The organism is Marinobacter azerbaijanicus (assembly GCF_030250645.1).
GTDB classification, from domain to species: Bacteria; Pseudomonadota; Gammaproteobacteria; order Pseudomonadales; family Oleiphilaceae; genus Marinobacter; species Marinobacter azerbaijanicus.
On record NZ_JASSVS010000007.1, the window covers coordinates 96,890 to 112,512 of the forward strand.

Annotated in this window: 12 protein-coding genes; 5 read left to right on the top strand and 7 right to left on the bottom strand. The window is 59.7% G+C overall.

The genetic code is table 11. The annotated features are described in order from the left end of the window. Positions 1 to 80: 80 nt before the first annotated feature. From QPM17_RS14625 to QPM17_RS14650, 6 genes are all read right to left on the bottom strand, one after another. Positions 81 to 1,319 (bottom strand): heme biosynthesis HemY N-terminal domain-containing protein, encoded by a 1,239-nt coding sequence (locus QPM17_RS14625; RefSeq protein WP_285391559.1) that lies wholly within the window; start codon positions 1,317 to 1,319, stop codon positions 81 to 83. Further along, positions 1,316 to 2,440, bottom strand: a complete 1,125-nt coding sequence (locus QPM17_RS14630) for a uroporphyrinogen-III C-methyltransferase (protein WP_285391560.1) — start codon at positions 2,438 to 2,440, stop codon at positions 1,316 to 1,318. The genes QPM17_RS14625 and QPM17_RS14630 overlap by 4 nt, the downstream gene beginning before the upstream one ends. 2 nt (positions 2,441 to 2,442) lie before the next feature. After that, positions 2,443 to 3,255 (bottom strand): uroporphyrinogen-III synthase, encoded by an 813-nt coding sequence (locus QPM17_RS14635; RefSeq protein WP_285391561.1) that lies wholly within the window; start codon positions 3,253 to 3,255, stop codon positions 2,443 to 2,445. Further along, positions 3,236 to 4,177, bottom strand: a complete 942-nt coding sequence (gene hemC / locus QPM17_RS14640) for a hydroxymethylbilane synthase (protein ID WP_285391562.1) — start codon at positions 4,175 to 4,177, stop codon at positions 3,236 to 3,238. Before hemC ends, QPM17_RS14635 begins: the two co-directional genes overlap by 20 nt. A 94-nt stretch (positions 4,178 to 4,271) precedes the next feature. Then, entirely contained in the window at positions 4,272 to 5,027 is a 756-nt protein-coding gene (locus QPM17_RS14645; RefSeq protein ID WP_285391563.1) for a LytR/AlgR family response regulator transcription factor, read from the bottom strand. A 6-nt stretch (positions 5,028 to 5,033) separates the two neighbouring features. Further along, on the bottom strand, positions 5,034 to 6,128 hold the full coding sequence (locus QPM17_RS14650) for a sensor histidine kinase (protein WP_285391565.1): 1,095 nt from the start codon (positions 6,126 to 6,128) through the stop codon (positions 5,034 to 5,036). 148 nt (positions 6,129 to 6,276) lie between these two features. On the opposite strand from QPM17_RS14650, the gene argH reads away from it, so the two are divergent. Further along, the gene (gene argH / locus QPM17_RS14655; RefSeq protein ID WP_285391568.1) at positions 6,277 to 7,668 is read left to right on the top strand and encodes an argininosuccinate lyase; all 1,392 of its coding nucleotides are present in this window, start codon (positions 6,277 to 6,279) and stop codon (positions 7,666 to 7,668) included. Here the strand turns inward: argH and QPM17_RS14660 are convergent. Then, positions 7,665 to 10,109, bottom strand: coding sequence for an EAL domain-containing protein (locus tag QPM17_RS14660; RefSeq protein WP_285391570.1), 2,445 nt, complete (start codon positions 10,107 to 10,109; stop codon positions 7,665 to 7,667). The genes argH and QPM17_RS14660 overlap by 4 nt on opposite strands. A 132-nt stretch (positions 10,110 to 10,241) precedes the next feature. Between QPM17_RS14660 and QPM17_RS14665 the strand changes: the two genes are divergently transcribed. The 4 genes from QPM17_RS14665 (at position 10,242) to dapF (ending at position 15,616) form a co-directional block, all read left to right on the top strand. Then, positions 10,242 to 13,094 (top strand): class I adenylate cyclase, encoded by a 2,853-nt coding sequence (locus tag QPM17_RS14665; RefSeq protein ID WP_285391571.1) that lies wholly within the window; start codon positions 10,242 to 10,244, stop codon positions 13,092 to 13,094. An 87-nt stretch (positions 13,095 to 13,181) separates the two neighbouring features. After that, positions 13,182 to 13,349 carry an LPS translocon maturation chaperone LptM gene (lptM, locus tag QPM17_RS14670; protein ID WP_285391572.1) on the top strand — a complete coding sequence of 56 codons (168 nt, stop codon included), beginning with the start codon at positions 13,182 to 13,184 and terminating at the stop codon, positions 13,347 to 13,349. Positions 13,350 to 13,385: 36 nt separating this feature from the next. Beyond that, positions 13,386 to 14,636 carry a diaminopimelate decarboxylase gene (gene lysA / locus QPM17_RS14675; protein ID WP_285391573.1) on the top strand — a complete coding sequence of 417 codons (1,251 nt, stop codon included), beginning with the start codon at positions 13,386 to 13,388 and terminating at the stop codon, positions 14,634 to 14,636. A 14-nt stretch (positions 14,637 to 14,650) separates the two neighbouring features. Next, positions 14,651 to 15,616, top strand: coding sequence for a diaminopimelate epimerase (gene dapF, locus QPM17_RS14680; RefSeq protein ID WP_285391574.1), 966 nt, complete (start codon positions 14,651 to 14,653; stop codon positions 15,614 to 15,616). The last annotated feature ends 7 nt before the right edge of the window (positions 15,617 to 15,623 follow it).

The following is a 15,623-nucleotide window of genomic DNA, read 5'->3' on the forward strand; positions in this document are numbered from 1 at the left end:
ATCCGACAAATGGCGGCAATATCCGAATATGGTGTCGGATTACGCTTCGCTAATCCGACCTACGGGTGTTCCCGGTGACTTCAAGCCTTGGGCATCGGCAAGTCCGGCAACCCACTGTCCTTGACCAGCCCCTGCATCAACAGCTTCACACTGTTCTCACCTTCCCCCATGTGGGCATTCAGACGACTCAGCTCGGCCATGGTTTCACGGCTGCGGCGTAGTTTCAGGCTGGTTTCAAAGTATTCCCGGGCCTTGCCCCAGAGCTCATTGCGCAGGCTCAGTCGCCCAAGGGCCAGCAGTAGTTCCGGATTATTGGGGCGGTCTTTCAGCCACTGTTCAGCAACCAGCAGTTGTTCGTCGGGTTTCAGCCCTTTCACGCGACCGTACAGGTTGATCAGGTCGTCACCCCAGTGATTGCGCAACACCTTCCGCAAAAGCGTTTCTGCCTGGGCTTCGTCGCCCAGTTCCGCCAGAAGGCGTGCGTATTCGCGGATAGTGTGCTCGTCGCGGCGGAGAAAGCCGGGCAGTTCGTCCCATAACCGGGTCAGTGGCTCCAGGGACGCAGTCGGCTCACCGGAATGCCGTCGGCACTCCTCGGCTGCACTCTGCAGCAGGTTGTGCCAGACCCGTCGTTCCAGATCGCCCAGCTCTTCGCTCTCCATCAGGTTGCGCTTGCGGATTTCCGGGAGAAGGCGGGAAAGTTCACGCCAGTCTTCCAGGCGCACGTAGGTATTTTTCAGCAGCTTGAGCACGAACGGGTGATGGGGGGCCTGCTTGCGCAGTCTCAACAGTGTCGCCAGGGCCTGCTCCAGCCGGTTGCCGGCCAGTTGCAGCTGGGCCTGGGTAATGCCCACGGCCATGTCGGAGCCGGGAGTGCTCTCGAAAGCTTTACGCAACAGTTCGTCAACGGCTTCGTGATCCCCTGACTCGAACGAGGCCTGGGCGGCGGCCAGGTAGTTGATCAGTGGGGTGTCCGCGTGTTCCGCGGATGAGGTCAGTAATTTGCGCGCTCGGGGCCAGTTGCCTTCTGCCAGGGCCAGCAGGCCCTGGGTGGTGCGGCGGCGGGCACGGCGCTCGTTACTGCGGGCCAGCCAGTTGGCGACCATGCCAGTGCCGTGGCGTAGGCGGCGAAACATGTTGATGACCAGCACCGAACCCACAACGAGCAGCACCAGCAGTGCCAGGCCAATCCAGAAGTTGGTTTCCACCAGGTAGTTGCCCAGACTGATGCGGATATAGCCCAGGTCGTACTGCAGCCCCATGGCAAGGGCGGTGCCCAGCAACAGGGCAACCAGGATGATCAGCAGGATGCGGATCATGAGGCATCTCCCTGTTCATCGCTGCTGTTGTTGTCCCGGGTCTCTTCATCGCCATTGTCGAGCCGTCCGGCCAGCCGGGCCTTGAGCAATTGCAGCGACTGGCTGATGTCTGGCAGTTCCGGGTCAACATTCTTTTCGGACAGTTCTTCCAGGGTCCTGGAAAGGGCGATGATGCGGGGGTTGCTGCTGTCGTACCAGTTGTTGATGGCGTTGCTGGCCTTGGTGAGGGCCCGGCTATACAGCTCCTGATGGCCGCGCAGCACCGCCAGCTCCGCCTCTTCGAGCATCAGCTGGATATTGAGCCGGGCATAGGCACTCTGTTCCGGGGAAAGAAGGGGTTTGACCGGCTCATCCATCCTGCGGACCACAACCACCTGTGACAGGGTTTGCTTGACCTCATGCCATGCTTCAGCGACCAGCCCCGGCTGGGTGTTTGCGCTTTCCTGGCTGTCGCTGCCGCCAGTAAAACCGGGAGCACGGTCATGGACAAGGGCGTTGTCGGTTAGCTGGTGGATGCTGTCGATAGCCGCCTCCAGCTTCAGGTAGAGCCCGGTGCGGTCGACATCGGCAAGGCCCTTGAGAGCGAGTATTTCTTTGGCCAGCTGTTGGCGAACGGGATAAACGCCGATATCGTCAGATTCTGTCAGCACTTCGTCAGCGGACTCCAGTGCTGCCAGCGCACCGCGGATGTCTTTCTCAATCATCAGGCGCTGGTTGGCGATCCGCAGCAGGTATTCTGCTTCCGCCAGCAGCCAGTCGGTGCGGGTGCGGTTGCCGGCTTCCAGCAGTTCGCGGGCATTGTGGTCAATCTGGCGCTGTTGGGTGGCGATCAGTTCACGCTGTTCCGAGAGTTTTTCTTCCAGGGTCTGCAGGCGCTGGCTCTGCTCGTTGCCGGACTGGCCGTACATGCGGTCCAGTTGCTCGGTCTCGCTTTCCAGGCTGGTGATGGATTGCTGAAGTGACTGGTAGTTGTTCCACTGCTGCCAGCTCCATAGCGCCAGTGCTATTGCCAGGGCAAGGGCCAGCAGGGTGATAATCCAGAGGGGCCACAGCCGTTGCCGTGTTTGCTGGGGCTTTGCGATCGGGGCGGGCAGTTGAGCTTTTGATTCTGTCACGGGCATCCTTACTTGGTGTTTCCGGAGCCACCGTCCACGCTGGCAAGTTGTCTGGCAACTGCAGCCACAATTGTGCTATCGGCAAGGCTTCCTGGTATGCACGTTCGCCGCAGGCCGGCCTGACGTGCTTGTTCGGCAATCCGCTCGACGGGGACAACCAGCAAAGTATCTTCAAGATTATGGCCGGTATTTTCACTTAGTGCGATGAGATTGTTCAATGTTTCTCCCGACAGTGTGACGATGGCCTCGGGGGAAAAATCGTTCAGCATCGCTTTCAGCGTGTCTTTATCATAGTTGGGGCAGTACCGGCGATAAAGTGGCAGCATGGTCACTCTCGCCCCCCTGTTTTCCAGAGTCTGCGGGATTAGCTCGCGACCTTCCTCGCCCCGCACTACCAGAACCTTCTCATGGTCCAGCGTGGCCAGCTCCGGCAACTGTAGCAAATCTTCGCTGGTATGGCCGGTTTCCGGCTGCAGGGGGTTCAGTCCATGGCTGGCCAGCACCGCAGCGGTCCCTGCTCCGACCCCATACCAGTGAATGCCTGCAGGCGTCTGTGGCCACCAGGTATCCAGCCACTCCAGCAGCAGGTTGGCAGCATAGGGGCTGACGGCAATCACATGGCTGAACTCATCCAGGTTCAGGATGAGTGTGCGGGTGGCGGGGTCTTCCGGAAGAGGTTCCCGGGTAATAAGCGGAAGCGCCCGTGCGTCTGCACCGGCATCACGAAACGCTGTGGCCAGTCGGTCCGCCTCGGGCTGTGGCCGACAGATCAGGATCCGCCGGCCTTCAAGGGGCAGGGCGTCAGGTTGGCGTGTGGCCATATATTTCAGCCAGCACCTTGTCTGCACCCAGGGCAAGCAGGTCTTCTGCCAGCTCGCGGCCAAGGCGTTCGCCTTCGCTGCGCGGAGCCCGTCCTTCCACCCGGAACACCTGGGTGCCGTCCACGGCTCCTACCAGGCCCCGCAGCCAGAGGGTGTCATCGTCTTCCAGCAGCGCGTACGCGGCAATGGGTACCTGGCAGCCACCCTGCAGGCGACGGTTCAAAGCCCGTTCGGCCTTGACCCGATCCGAGGTGTCCAGGTGATCGAGGGGTTCCAGCATGCTGATCAGTTCGGCGTCGTTCAGTCGGCATTCGATGCCCAGTGCGCCCTGGCCCACGGCGGGCAGGGATACGCTGTCCGGCAGGCTGTAGCGGATACGATCGTGGAAGCCGAGGCGCTTGAGTCCGGAGCTGGCCAATACAATGGCGTTGTAGTCACCGGCGTCGAGCTTCGCCAGACGGGTGTTGACGTTACCGCGCAGGGTGCGGATTTCCAGGTCTGGCCGGTAGGCACGGAGCTGGGCCTCCCGGCGCAGGCTGGCAGTGCCTACAACGGCGCCATGGGGGAGCGCATCCACGTTTTCGTAGTCATTGCTGACGAAGGCGTCAGTGGGATCTTCCCGCTCACAGATGGCTACCAGCCCAAGCCCTTCCGGAAACTCCATGGGGACATCCTTCATGGAGTGCACGGCCAGGTCGGCCTGGCCGGCCAGCATGGCCTCTTCCAGCTCTTTGACGAACAGGCCCTTGCCACCGATCTTGGCCAGCGGTACATCCAGGATCTTGTCGCCCTGGGTTTTGATCTTGACCAGCTCAACCTCCACGTTGTCGTGGAGCCGCTCCAGTTCAGACTTTATGAATTCCGCCTGCCACAGCGCCAGGGCGCTGCTGCGGGTTGCAATACGAAGGGTTCGTTTTGACATGGTACTCATTGCCGGATGATAAATGGTTTGCCAAGGGTAACCTTTGTGGGGGCAATTGTGGAGCCAAATGTCCCCTTCAGCGAGGCTGGAAGGACTACCCCGGGCGGTGTTCCTTCAGCCACTGCCGGACAGAGGAGGCGTGCCTTCTGCTCACCGGCAGCTGACCGTAATTTTCCGTCAGACTGATTACATTCTGACCGTCACGGCTCCTGAGCAATGCCTGGATATACCTGACTCCCACCAGGGTGTGGCGGTGAACCCTCAGGAGGTGCTCGGGATAGGTGCTTTCCAGCTCCTTCAGGGTGTAATCGGTAACTGTCTCGCCACGGACATGGTGGATGGTGACGTATTTCTGGTCGGCCTCGCAGTACAGGATTCCCCCGATATCGATCAGCTCGGTGCCCCGGTGAGTGCGGATGGCGAGCTGTTCATCCGCGCCCGACTCCTTTCCCGCCAGCGCCTGTAATTGCACACGATTGATATGGCCTGCGCGCTTCAGGGCATCAGCCAGCGCTTCCCGGCGAACCGGCTTGAGCAGGTATGCAACCGCATGAACGTCGAAGGCCTGGATGGCGTAGTGGTCGTAAGCCGTACAGAAGATAACGGCCGGGGGCGCCTCCAACGTCGTGATTCGCTGAGCCGCTTCCATACCGTCCATTCCCGGCATGCGGATATCCAGCAGGAGTATGTCCGGAGCCATTTGGGCTATTTTTGCCAGTACCTCCTCGCCGTCGCCGGCTTCACCGGATACCTCGTAACCTGGCAGGGCTTCCACCAGCCTGCGGATGCGTTCACGGGCCAGAGGCTCGTCGTCGGCAATCAGTACGCTGCGGCTGTTTGCGTCGGCCATGTGTGCCTATTCACTCCTTGCTGGGGGTTTACCGTTGCCACTCGCCTTTTGCCAGGGCAGCCGGAGAGTGACGGTATATATATCATTCTGGTGGCTGTGTTTCAGCACGGCGGGTTCTCCAAACAGGGCGTGAAGGCGTGACTGAATGTTGGCCAGCGCCATGCGGTTGCCATCATGGCCGCCATGGTCCGGAGCCGGTCGCGGATTCTGCACCATCAGGTAAACTGACTGCCCCCTGCGATAGGCCTCGATCTTCACCGTGCCGCCGTTCGGACGGGGCTGTATGCCGTGATAGATGGCATTTTCCACCAGCGGCTGCAGCGTCAGGGGTGGAATGGCCTGCTGGTCGAGGCCGTCTTCAACCTGCCAGTCCAGTGTCAGCCGGTCTTCCAGGCGCAGTTTTTCGATGGCCAGGTAGCGCCGGCACAGGTCAAGCTCCGCCGATAGGGGGATCAGACGATCACCGGTGCGAAGACTGGCGCGGAAGAGTTCCGACAGATCGAGCACGGCATCCTCTGCCCGTTCCGGGTTTACCGATATCAGGCTGGCAATGGTGTTCATGCTGTTGAACAGGAAGTGGGGGTGGATCCTGGCCTGCAAGGCTGTCAGTCGCGCCTGCATTTCCGATTCCCGTTGTTGTTGCCACTGGAATTGCAGATAAAAGTAGCGCAGCACCATAAGTGTGATCAGCAATGCCAGTAACAGTTTCTTGGCTACACCCTGCCAGGCCACGACGCCGGGCCGGGGATGCAGGACACTGTCGGCGAACAGGCTGAAGGCCAGTACGTCCAGCAGCACGATGGCAACAATCACTGTGGTGGCGCGGGGGATGGTCAGGCGCGAGAGCCAGCGTCGCAACAGGCAGATCAGGGCGGCACTGGTCAGCACCGTCCATTGCACGAAAAGGGACAGCAATCCAAAGTAGTTCCAGTCAATCCAGTGATTTTGTGCCTGGACGATGGACAGCACCAGAACCAGCAGTTCACTGGTCACTACCAGCATGAAGACCGCCCGTACCCGGCACAGGTCCGGGACATAGAAATCGGCGTCATTCATTGTGGATACCTGCACCGGGCGTTCCCTGTTTTGTCTTGCTGCCATTGGACCTGTTCCTGGAACCCTTCTTCTGAATCCCATTTTCCTGAATCAGAGAAGGGCAACTGTGCGCTGCAGAATGCTATAATCCTGCGACATTTCATTTACCCATTCCCGCAGAATGATGCCGGGCTGTCAGCAGGAAAGATAGACCATGACGGATCAGAACAAGAGCGCCGAAAAACCCTGGGGCGGTCGTTTCACTGAACCCACCGATGCGTTTGTGGAGCGTTTCACCGCGTCCGTGGGCTTTGATCAGCGCCTTTACCATCACGATATTACCGGTTCCATTGCCCACGCGACCATGCTGGCGGAAGTTGGCGTGCTGACCGGGGACGAGCGCGACACCATTATTGAAGGCCTCAAAGCGGTCAAGGCAGATATTGAAGCGGGCACCTTCGAATGGTCTGTCAGTCTTGAAGATGTGCACATGAATATTGAGGCGCGCCTGACGGATCGTATCGGTATTACCGGCAAGAAGCTGCACACCGGACGCAGCCGCAACGATCAGGTGGCCACCGATATCCGTCTTTATCTTCGTGACGAAATCGATGTTATTGCCGAAGAGCTCCGGCGCCTGCAAGCTGGTCTGCTGGACCTCGCCGAACGTGAGGCTGAAACCATCATGCCGGGGTTCACTCACCTTCAGACCGCACAGCCGGTCACATTCGGCCATCACCTGCTGGCCTGGTACGAAATGCTTGTCCGGGACGCCGAGCGCCTGCAGGACTGCCGCAAGCGGGTGAACGTGATGCCCCTGGGCGCGGCAGCACTGGCGGGTACCACCTACCCGATTGATCGAAACATTACGGCAAAGCTGCTGGGCTTTGACCGTCCCAGCGAGAATTCCCTGGACTCCGTCAGCGACCGGGATTTTGCCATCGAGTTCTGCAGTTTTGCGGCCCTGTTGATGACTCACCTGTCGCGGTTCAGTGAAGAGCTGGTGCTGTGGACCTCCGCCCAGTTTGATTTCATCGACCTGCCTGACCGGTTCTGCACCGGGTCTTCCATCATGCCCCAGAAGAAGAATCCGGATGTACCGGAGCTTGTGCGTGGCAAGACCGGCCGGGTAAACGGTCACCTGATCAGCCTGCTGACCCTGATGAAGAGCCAGCCGCTGGCCTATAACAAGGACAATCAGGAAGACAAGGAGCCGCTGTTTGATACCGTGGACACCGTCAAGGGATGCCTGAAGGCGTACGCTGACATGGTTCCCGCCATCGAAGCCAGGGCCGACAACATGCGGGTGGCTGCCAAACGGGGTTTCTCGACCGCCACCGATCTGGCGGACTATCTGGTGAAAAAAGGGGTGGCTTTCCGTGATGCCCACGAGATTGTCGGCAAAGCCGTGGCCTTTGGCGTGGCCGAGGGGCGTGATCTCTCAGAAATGACAACGGAGGAGTTGACTCGCTTCTCGGACGTTATCGGTGAGGACGTGTTTGATGTGCTGACGCTGGAAGGCTCGGTGCAGGCCCGGAATCACCTGGGCGGCACGGCGCCGGAACAGGTCCGCGCCGCCGTGGCCCGTGCCCGGAAGGTGCTCTAGCCACCGATCTTTCCCGTGGTCAGGGCGACCTCTGCCGGCGCCAGTTCCTCCAGGGGGCGGGGTCGGTAGAGTCGGAATCCCTGGCCATAGTGAATGCCCAGGGTTCGTACCTTGCGCAAGGTGTCATCATTCTCGATGAAGGTGGCCACGGTCACCTTGCCCGCAGCCGCTGCGATCTTGTGCAGTGCCTCCACCATTACCTGCTGCACCGGATCATCGTTCAGGTGCTGCATGATCTTGTGGTCGAGTTTGATGATGTCCACCGGCAGCTTTGCCGCGAGGCTGTAGCTTTCCACCGATGCCCCCGCGCCATCCAGTGCCACCCGACAGCCAACCCGATGGAGGGTGTCGCAGAGTACCGCTACGTCATCCGGGTATTGGGTTGCGTGGGCTTCCCGGATCTCCAGGCAGAAACATCCGGGCGCAAATGGCGAGTCCTTCAGTATGTCTTCCATAAAGTCGGCGAAGGTGTCGTCCAGCACGCTGGCCAGGGACAGGTTAAAGCCACAGTATTTGAGGCGTGGTTCCAGCAGCCGATGTTGTCCCATCCAGGCCAGGGTCTGGCGAATCACCTGGCGGTCCAGGCGTTTGGCGAGGTCGAACCGCTCCGCCACAGGCAGGAAGGCATCCGGTGTCAGGGGCGGGCTGTCCGGCGTCTCTCCGGGGATCCGTGCGAGTATCTCAATATGGTCACCCCAGGTGACACTTGCCACCGGTCGCATTGACTGGAACTCAAGGCGGACCTGGCCATTATCGAGAGCCTGCCGGATCTTTTCCAGGACCTCGTTGGTGGATCCTTCGTCCATTGACCGGGACATGGCCGGGCCCGCATGGATACGGTTGCGCCCCGACGTTTTCGCGGTATGGCACAGGTCCGCTGCCTGGGCCAGCAGTTGTTCGGGGTTGGCGGGTGAATCGCCGTCGAGGAAGAGTAGGCCGCCACTGGCCGTCGTCTGTAGATTTCTCTCCTTCCAGTGAAATACAAACCCCTCTATCAACTCAAGGATGCTTTCGGCAATCTTTCGGGCTCGCGCTTCGGGGCAGTTCTCGATCAGCAGGGCAAAGGTGTCGCCGGCAAGCCGGGCCAGGGCATCCCTCTGCCGGACCTTGACTCCCAGGTTGCCGGCCAGCTCGCGCAGATAACGGTCGCAAGTGCCACTGCCGGCGATCTCATTGAAGTGATCGAATCCGTCAAGGTCCAGGTACAGGAGGCTGTCGCCACCCTCACGTCTGGGTTTGTGTTCCAGGGTTCGCTGCAGGCGTGCCAGAAAAGCCTTCCGGTTCATCAGGCCGGTCACCGGGTCATGCTGGATCCGGTATTCGCTGTTGGAGGCGTTCTGCAGCCGCTCGCTGATGTCACGGGCGACATGCACGGCGCCAATGACCTCGCCCGTTTCGTTGGTGAGCCGCTGATAATGAATCTCGTACAGGGGGAGCTCGCGGTTTTGCTGGGCCAATGGCATTTCCACCACAAAGCTCTCCCGCTCAAAGGCCCGGGTCCAGAGCCGTTCAATCAGTCGCCGTTCATTCGGGTAGTCCTGTAACAGGGTGTTCAGATTATTGCCGTGTTGCGGCTTCTGGCCAAAGGTGAGCTCGAACTGGTTGCAAAATGCCTGGTTGAAATGCATGAGGTTAAGGGCGCGGTCTACAGCGACCACAAGGTCGCTGGTGGCGCTGGTGGTTGCGCCCAGCAACTGTTCTGTGCGCCGTATGGCCAGTTGCTGGCGTTGTTCCTGGGTCTGGTCGATCAGGGTTCCACCAAGGCGTTGAATCCGTTCGCCGGTTTTCAGGGCACGGCCGGTCAGTTTGACCCGGCGTATGTTCTGTCGGGCCGTCAACAGGTCCAGTGTCAGGGAAAAAGGCTGGCCGCTGCGGATGCAGCGCCGGAACCGCGCACGGATCCGACCCTGGCTGGACTGGCAATAGAACAGCGCCTGCTCCGGAGTGATCTCGCTGCCAGGCCGTAACTCCAGCAGGTGATACATGCCATCTGTCCATGTCAGTTCATTGTTGTTGACGTCCAGTTCCCAGAGCCCCAGATTCGCAGAGGTCTCCATCATTCGGATCAGGCGCTGGTCCACTGGAGAGTGGTCTCGCTGACTGATGCGGGCACTGGCGGCCTGATCAGAATCGCGGATGTCCATGCGCAGGCTGAGATCGGCAGTGAAGAAAAAACCTTCCTTGTGACGGAAGGTAATCAGGATCGACTCACCATTTTCAATGCGATGGCGGTGGGACGGTGCAAACGGATCGTCCTGGCGGGCGGCAAGAATACATTGCACCTTACGCCCTTCCAGTTCGCTGGCATCATAGCCCAGCACCGCCTCTGAATGGTGGTCAGCAAAGACAATGACGCCCTCATCGTCAATGCGGATAAGGGTTCGGCGCTCGCTGCCCGGGGGTGCGTCGGAGCGGTCTCGACGGATAAAAAACTCTTTCACGAGAGAATAACCTCAACCAGATTTGGCGGGGTGTTATAAAGTAGTCCCGCTTTTATTTTTTTGCCGGTTTTGCCACGATGCGTCCATCATACTGATAATGATATCGGAAAGAACCTCTCCCTCGGAGTCACCTTGACCATTCATACCGCTCCCATTGCCCTGGACTTTGATGAGGGTATCGACCGAAAAACGCTGCGTCAGCTGCGGGACCGGTTCATGGCTGTCAATCAGCAGCGCTGGGAGCGCGCCCGTTCCGCCCTGACCTATCGTCAGCAGGCGGTCCTGGAGGTGTTGCCGCTGGTATTCCACCTTAATCACCCGTCGCTGCCCGGCTACCTCGACAGTGACTGCCCTTACGGATTGAGCCATTACCGGCCCACGGAGCCCACCCTGAATGCGGCCAGGCGCCTGGCCAGAACCTTTTCGCTCAAGGATGAGGGGCGCCGGAAGCCTGATCTGGAAGCCCTGTTCCTGATGGGAAGTCCCGGTACCCTCGGCCATTCAGTGGCCAGCGATCTGGACATCTGGTTGTGCCACCGTCCGAATCTGTCCGAACGCGGTGTCCGTTGTCTTGAACGCAAGGCGGAGAATCTTTCGGCCTGGGCGTCGACTCTGGGTGTCGAGCTTCATGTATTTGTTTTCTCGGCCGCAGACTGGCGGGCAGGGCGTCAGCGTGCGGAAGTCACCGGTGAGAACTGCGGTAGCGCGCAGCATTATCTCCTGCTGGATGAGTTCTACCGCACCAGCATTCATCTGGGTGGCTGCTATCCCCTGTGGTGGCTGGTTCCTGTGGAAGACGAGGGGCGTTACGACGAGTGCGCGCGGCAACTGATTGACTGTCGTTTCATTCGTGGCGATGAGTACATCGATTTCGGGCCGGCGCTGTCGATACCGGAAGAGGAGTTTCTCGGCGCCGGCGTATGGCAGCTGTACAAAGGCATTGATGCCCCCTGGAAATCTATTCTCAAGCTGCTGCTGATTGAGTGTTATGCCCGGGGCAACACCCAGCCACTGCTGTCCCGGGTCTTCAAGGCTGCGGTCTATGCCGGGGCTACAGATCCCGATCGGCTTGACCCTTATGTGTTGCTTTACGAACGGCTGGAGCAGTGGCTGCTTGAGGAAGATGCTCCCGAGCGTCTGGCACTGGTTCGCCAGAGCCTTTATCTGAAAGCCGGCCTTCCCCTGACCCGTTCCGGACAGGTGATTTCCGGCTGGCGCACCGATCTGCTACGGACACTGGTTGAAGGCTGGGGCTGGTCTGCCGCAGAGGTCGAGAATCTGGATAACCGGAGCCGCTGGCGTGCGGAAGATGTCGTGACTCTGCGCCGGGCCGTAGTGGCGGAACTTACCCACAGCTATCGTCTGCTGTCGCGGCTGGCCCGTGATCATGGTACCCGTGCCGCTATCAGTAGTAACGATATGAACCTGCTGGGGCGTAAGCTCTACGCCGCTTTCCAGCGCAAGGCCGGCAAGATCGAACAGATCAATCCCGGGCTGGCACCCTCTCTTGTGGAAGAGAATCTTGCATTTCATCACCAGTCGGAGCAGGGCGGAGCTGTCGGGGCTGAGGGCTGGTTGTTGTACCGGGACCTTGAAGACCCATCCGATGCGTTCTGGCAACCGGTCATTCGCCGCTCCGGAAACCTGACAGAGCTGATGGTGTGGTGCTACTGCAATGGCCTGCTGAGCCGGTCTACCCGCTTGAATGTGCGGGCCGGCAGTAGCACTGCGTCAGTAGCAGAGCTGCGGGAAATGCTGGACGCACTTGGCTCCTTTCTGTCCATCCCGGTGGAGCCCGCCAGTCGGGAGGCCCTGTCCAGGGGCGTGCATCCACTGCGGAATCTGCTGTTCGTGAATGTGGGGCTGGACCCACAGGCCCATCTGACCGAGCGTGGCCTGCACAAACTCAGCGCACGGCATGATTCTCTGGGGTTCAGCGGCGGTCGGGAAAACCTGGTAAGCACCATTGATCAGGTTACCTTCAACAGCTGGCATGAAGTCAGTCTGCAGCACTATGCGGCCGGCGACACCCTAATCCAGTGTCTGAAAAATGTGCTGGCTTCGGTCGCCGGCACGCCGGACCGATTGCCCGACATTATGGTCCACAGCCACAATAAGGGGCATGGTGCCACCATTGCGCGTCGGGTGCGTGAGCTCTTTGCCGATGTCATGCGCCACTTTTTTGCGGGGGGGGCGGGCCCTCATCCGCTCCGCTATGTCATTGAAATGGATCGGCGCTTTTTCGTCTTGCGCTTTAATGGCAACGAGCCGGGGTTTGTCGCCCTGGATAGCAGTGAATCGCTCATGGATTATCTGGCCAAGCCCCAGGAGTCCTATGTACCGGTGGTGTTTGACCGTCATGCGCTGCTGGATGACCTGCCGTTGCGAGCGGTCTGCCACGCCAGTGAGCCGGGGAATATACAGGTGTTCTACAGGGTCACCGGTGACAGAGCCCGTGTTTGGGTAGTGGATGAACTGGGATCGGTATTCTCCTGGCAGCAGGGGTATGTCAATCGTCGCTATCTGTTGGTGCCCTTGCTGCGATTCCTGGAAAACCTGACTGAGCGACGCCAGTTGCGGCAACTGGATGCGGTGGCGGATATTGCCGGGACCCGGTGTTATGAGGTGCTGCTCCGTGGCGGCCAGTGGCTGACAGAGCGCCGCCCGGATGCCGACAGTCATGTTCCTCTACCGGGGCTTGAAGTGCAGGCGATTGGCATTCAGGAAGGAGGTGCCCGGGTCCGCTTCGACATTTTCTGTGGTGATCAGGAATTTACTGTGCAGGAATATGGAAACCAGCTGATTCCGGCGGTGGCGCATTACATCCGTTCCCAGCGTAATAGTCCGGAGCGGTATCCGGTATACCTGACCGATGTTCATTTGCCCCACGATCTGGATCCCCAGGTTTACCAGCAGGATATTCAGACGATCCAGTACCTGTATTATCGCTCTGAACTTGAAAATGCCCTGAATCAGCACCTCTGACCTGCGGAATCGTTGCCTGAGGCATCTCGCCGCGCATGGGCTCACTCAGGTATACTTTGCTCATACAGGTAACAGGGGCAGGTAACCATGAAGCCAGGACAGATAATCATGTTCCTGCTGGTGATAGCCGGGTTTATTGCAGGCTGTGGTCAGAAAGGACCGTTGTATCGTGAGATACCTTCTGATAACAACGCGGCCGCCGAACAGGCCGGCGACAGCGAGCAGAGCCGGGACGAAGACACCGGTGACCGCTAGACCCGGTTAGCTGCCCCCAACAGACTCAGGATTTACATGGATCACTTTAACTACCGTAACGGCGAGTTGTACGCCGAGGACGTACCGGTTTCGGCTATTGCCGAGCGGTTCGGCACGCCAGCCTATGTGTACTCCCGCGCCACCCTGGAGCGGCATTACCATGCCTATGATGATGCCCTGGCCGGTCGTCCCCATCTGGTCTGTTATGCCGTCAAGGCCAACAGCAATATTGCGGTATTGAACGTGCTGGCACGGCTCGGTGCGGGTTTCGACATTGTCTCTGCCGGGGAACTGGAGCGAGTGATCCGTGCCGGTGGCGATCCTGCAAAAACCGTGTTTTCCGGTGTGGGGAAGCAGCGTTGGGAAATGCGCCGGGCGCTGGAAGCCGGTGTTCGCTGTTTTAACGTGGAATCCGATACTGAACTGGACCGGCTCAACGAAGTGGCGGGCGAACTGGGTACCAAGGCACCGGTTTCCCTGCGGGTGAACCCTGATGTTGACGCCGGAACCCATCCGTATATCTCCACCGGACTGAAAGAAAACAAGTTCGGGATCGACATCGCTGAAGCACCTGCGGTCTATGAGAGCGCCGCCGCCATGCCCAACCTGGATATACAGGGCGTGGATTGCCATATCGGTTCCCAACTGACATCGGTAACACCGTTCCTGGACGCCCTGGACCGGGTACTGGTGCTGATCGACACCCTGGCGCAAAAGAACATCATTATCCGCCACCTGGATATGGGCGGCGGCCTGGGTGTTACCTACGACCGGGAGCAGCCACCACAGCCGTCGGACTATGTCACGGCGCTGGCTGAACGCCTGGGTGACCGTAAACTGGAGCTGATTATGGAACCGGGCCGGTCCATTGCGGCCAATGCCGGTATCCTGCTGACGCGGGTGGAATTCCTCAAGTGCACGGAACATCGTAATTTCGCCATCATTGATGCGGCGATGAATGACCTGATCCGTCCGGCGCTCTACAGCGCCTGGCAGTCGATCATACCGGTAACACCCCGTAATGAGGGTGAGGAAAAAGCCTGGGACCTGGTGGGCCCGGTGTGTGAAACCGGCGATTTTCTGGGCAAGGACCGCAAACTGCGGCTTCAGGCGGGCGACCTGCTGGCAGTTCGCTCCGCTGGCGCCTATGGTTTTGTCATGAGCTCCAACTACAACACCCGTAATCGTCCGCCGGAACTGATGGTGGATGGCGACCAGGTCCACGTGGTTCGTCGTCGGGAAACCCTGGAAGAGCAGCTTGGCCCTGAAAGCTGTTTGCCGGAATGAGTGGGGATGATGCTATGAGTCAGCCTCGACGCGGGCAGGGGCCCATGCTCAGTTTCACCAAAATGCACGGTCTGGGCAACGACTTCATGGTGGTGGACGCCATCAGTCAGCCGTTCCGCCTGCGCCCTGATATGATCCGTGAGCTTGCCGACCGGCACTTTGGCATCGGCTTCGATCAGTTGCTGGTTGTTGAGCCCCCGGGGCTGCCGGACGTGGATTTCCGTTACCGGATTTTTAACAGCGACGGTTCGGAAGTAGAACAGTGCGGTAATGGTGCCCGCTGTTTTGCGCGCTTTGTCCGTGACCAGCGCCTGACCAACAAGAAAGTGATCCGGGTGCAGACTGCCAAGGGCGTGATCGAACTGAGGGTTGGCCGTGGTGGTATGGTGACGGTGGACATGGGTGTGCCCGAACTGAACCCCCCGGCCATTCCTTTCGCAGCCGATCGCCGCAAGGATGTTTACACGGTAGAGGTGGGTGATGAAACCGTGGAACTCAGCGCCATATCCATGGGCAACCCCCACGGAGTGCTGGTGGTGGATGATGTGGACGCTGCGCCGGTGGGCGAGCTTGGTCCCCGGCTGGAAAGTCATCCGCGATTCCCGGCGCGGGCCAACATCGGGTTTTTGCAGATTATTGACCGCTCGCATGCGCGGCTGAGGGTGTTCGAACGCGGCTCCGGTGAAACCATGGCCTGTGGCAGTGGCGCCTGTGCAGCAGTCGTCGCGGGTTGTCTTCGAGGACTGTTGGACAGCCGGGTGGATGTAGAGCTCAAGGGCGGCCATCTGGTCATTGAATGGCAGGGTGAAGGGGCCCCTGTTATGATGGAAGGCCCGACCGCCAGCGTCTTTGAGGGTCAGCTTCGCCTGCCGGGAGACCAGTCCCCACGACGTCGGAAAAGTACACGGCAGGGCGATACCAGACCGGGCCATAACCGGCAGCAGAATCGCCATCGCCAGCCAGCAACATCAAAGCCCTGACCATCAG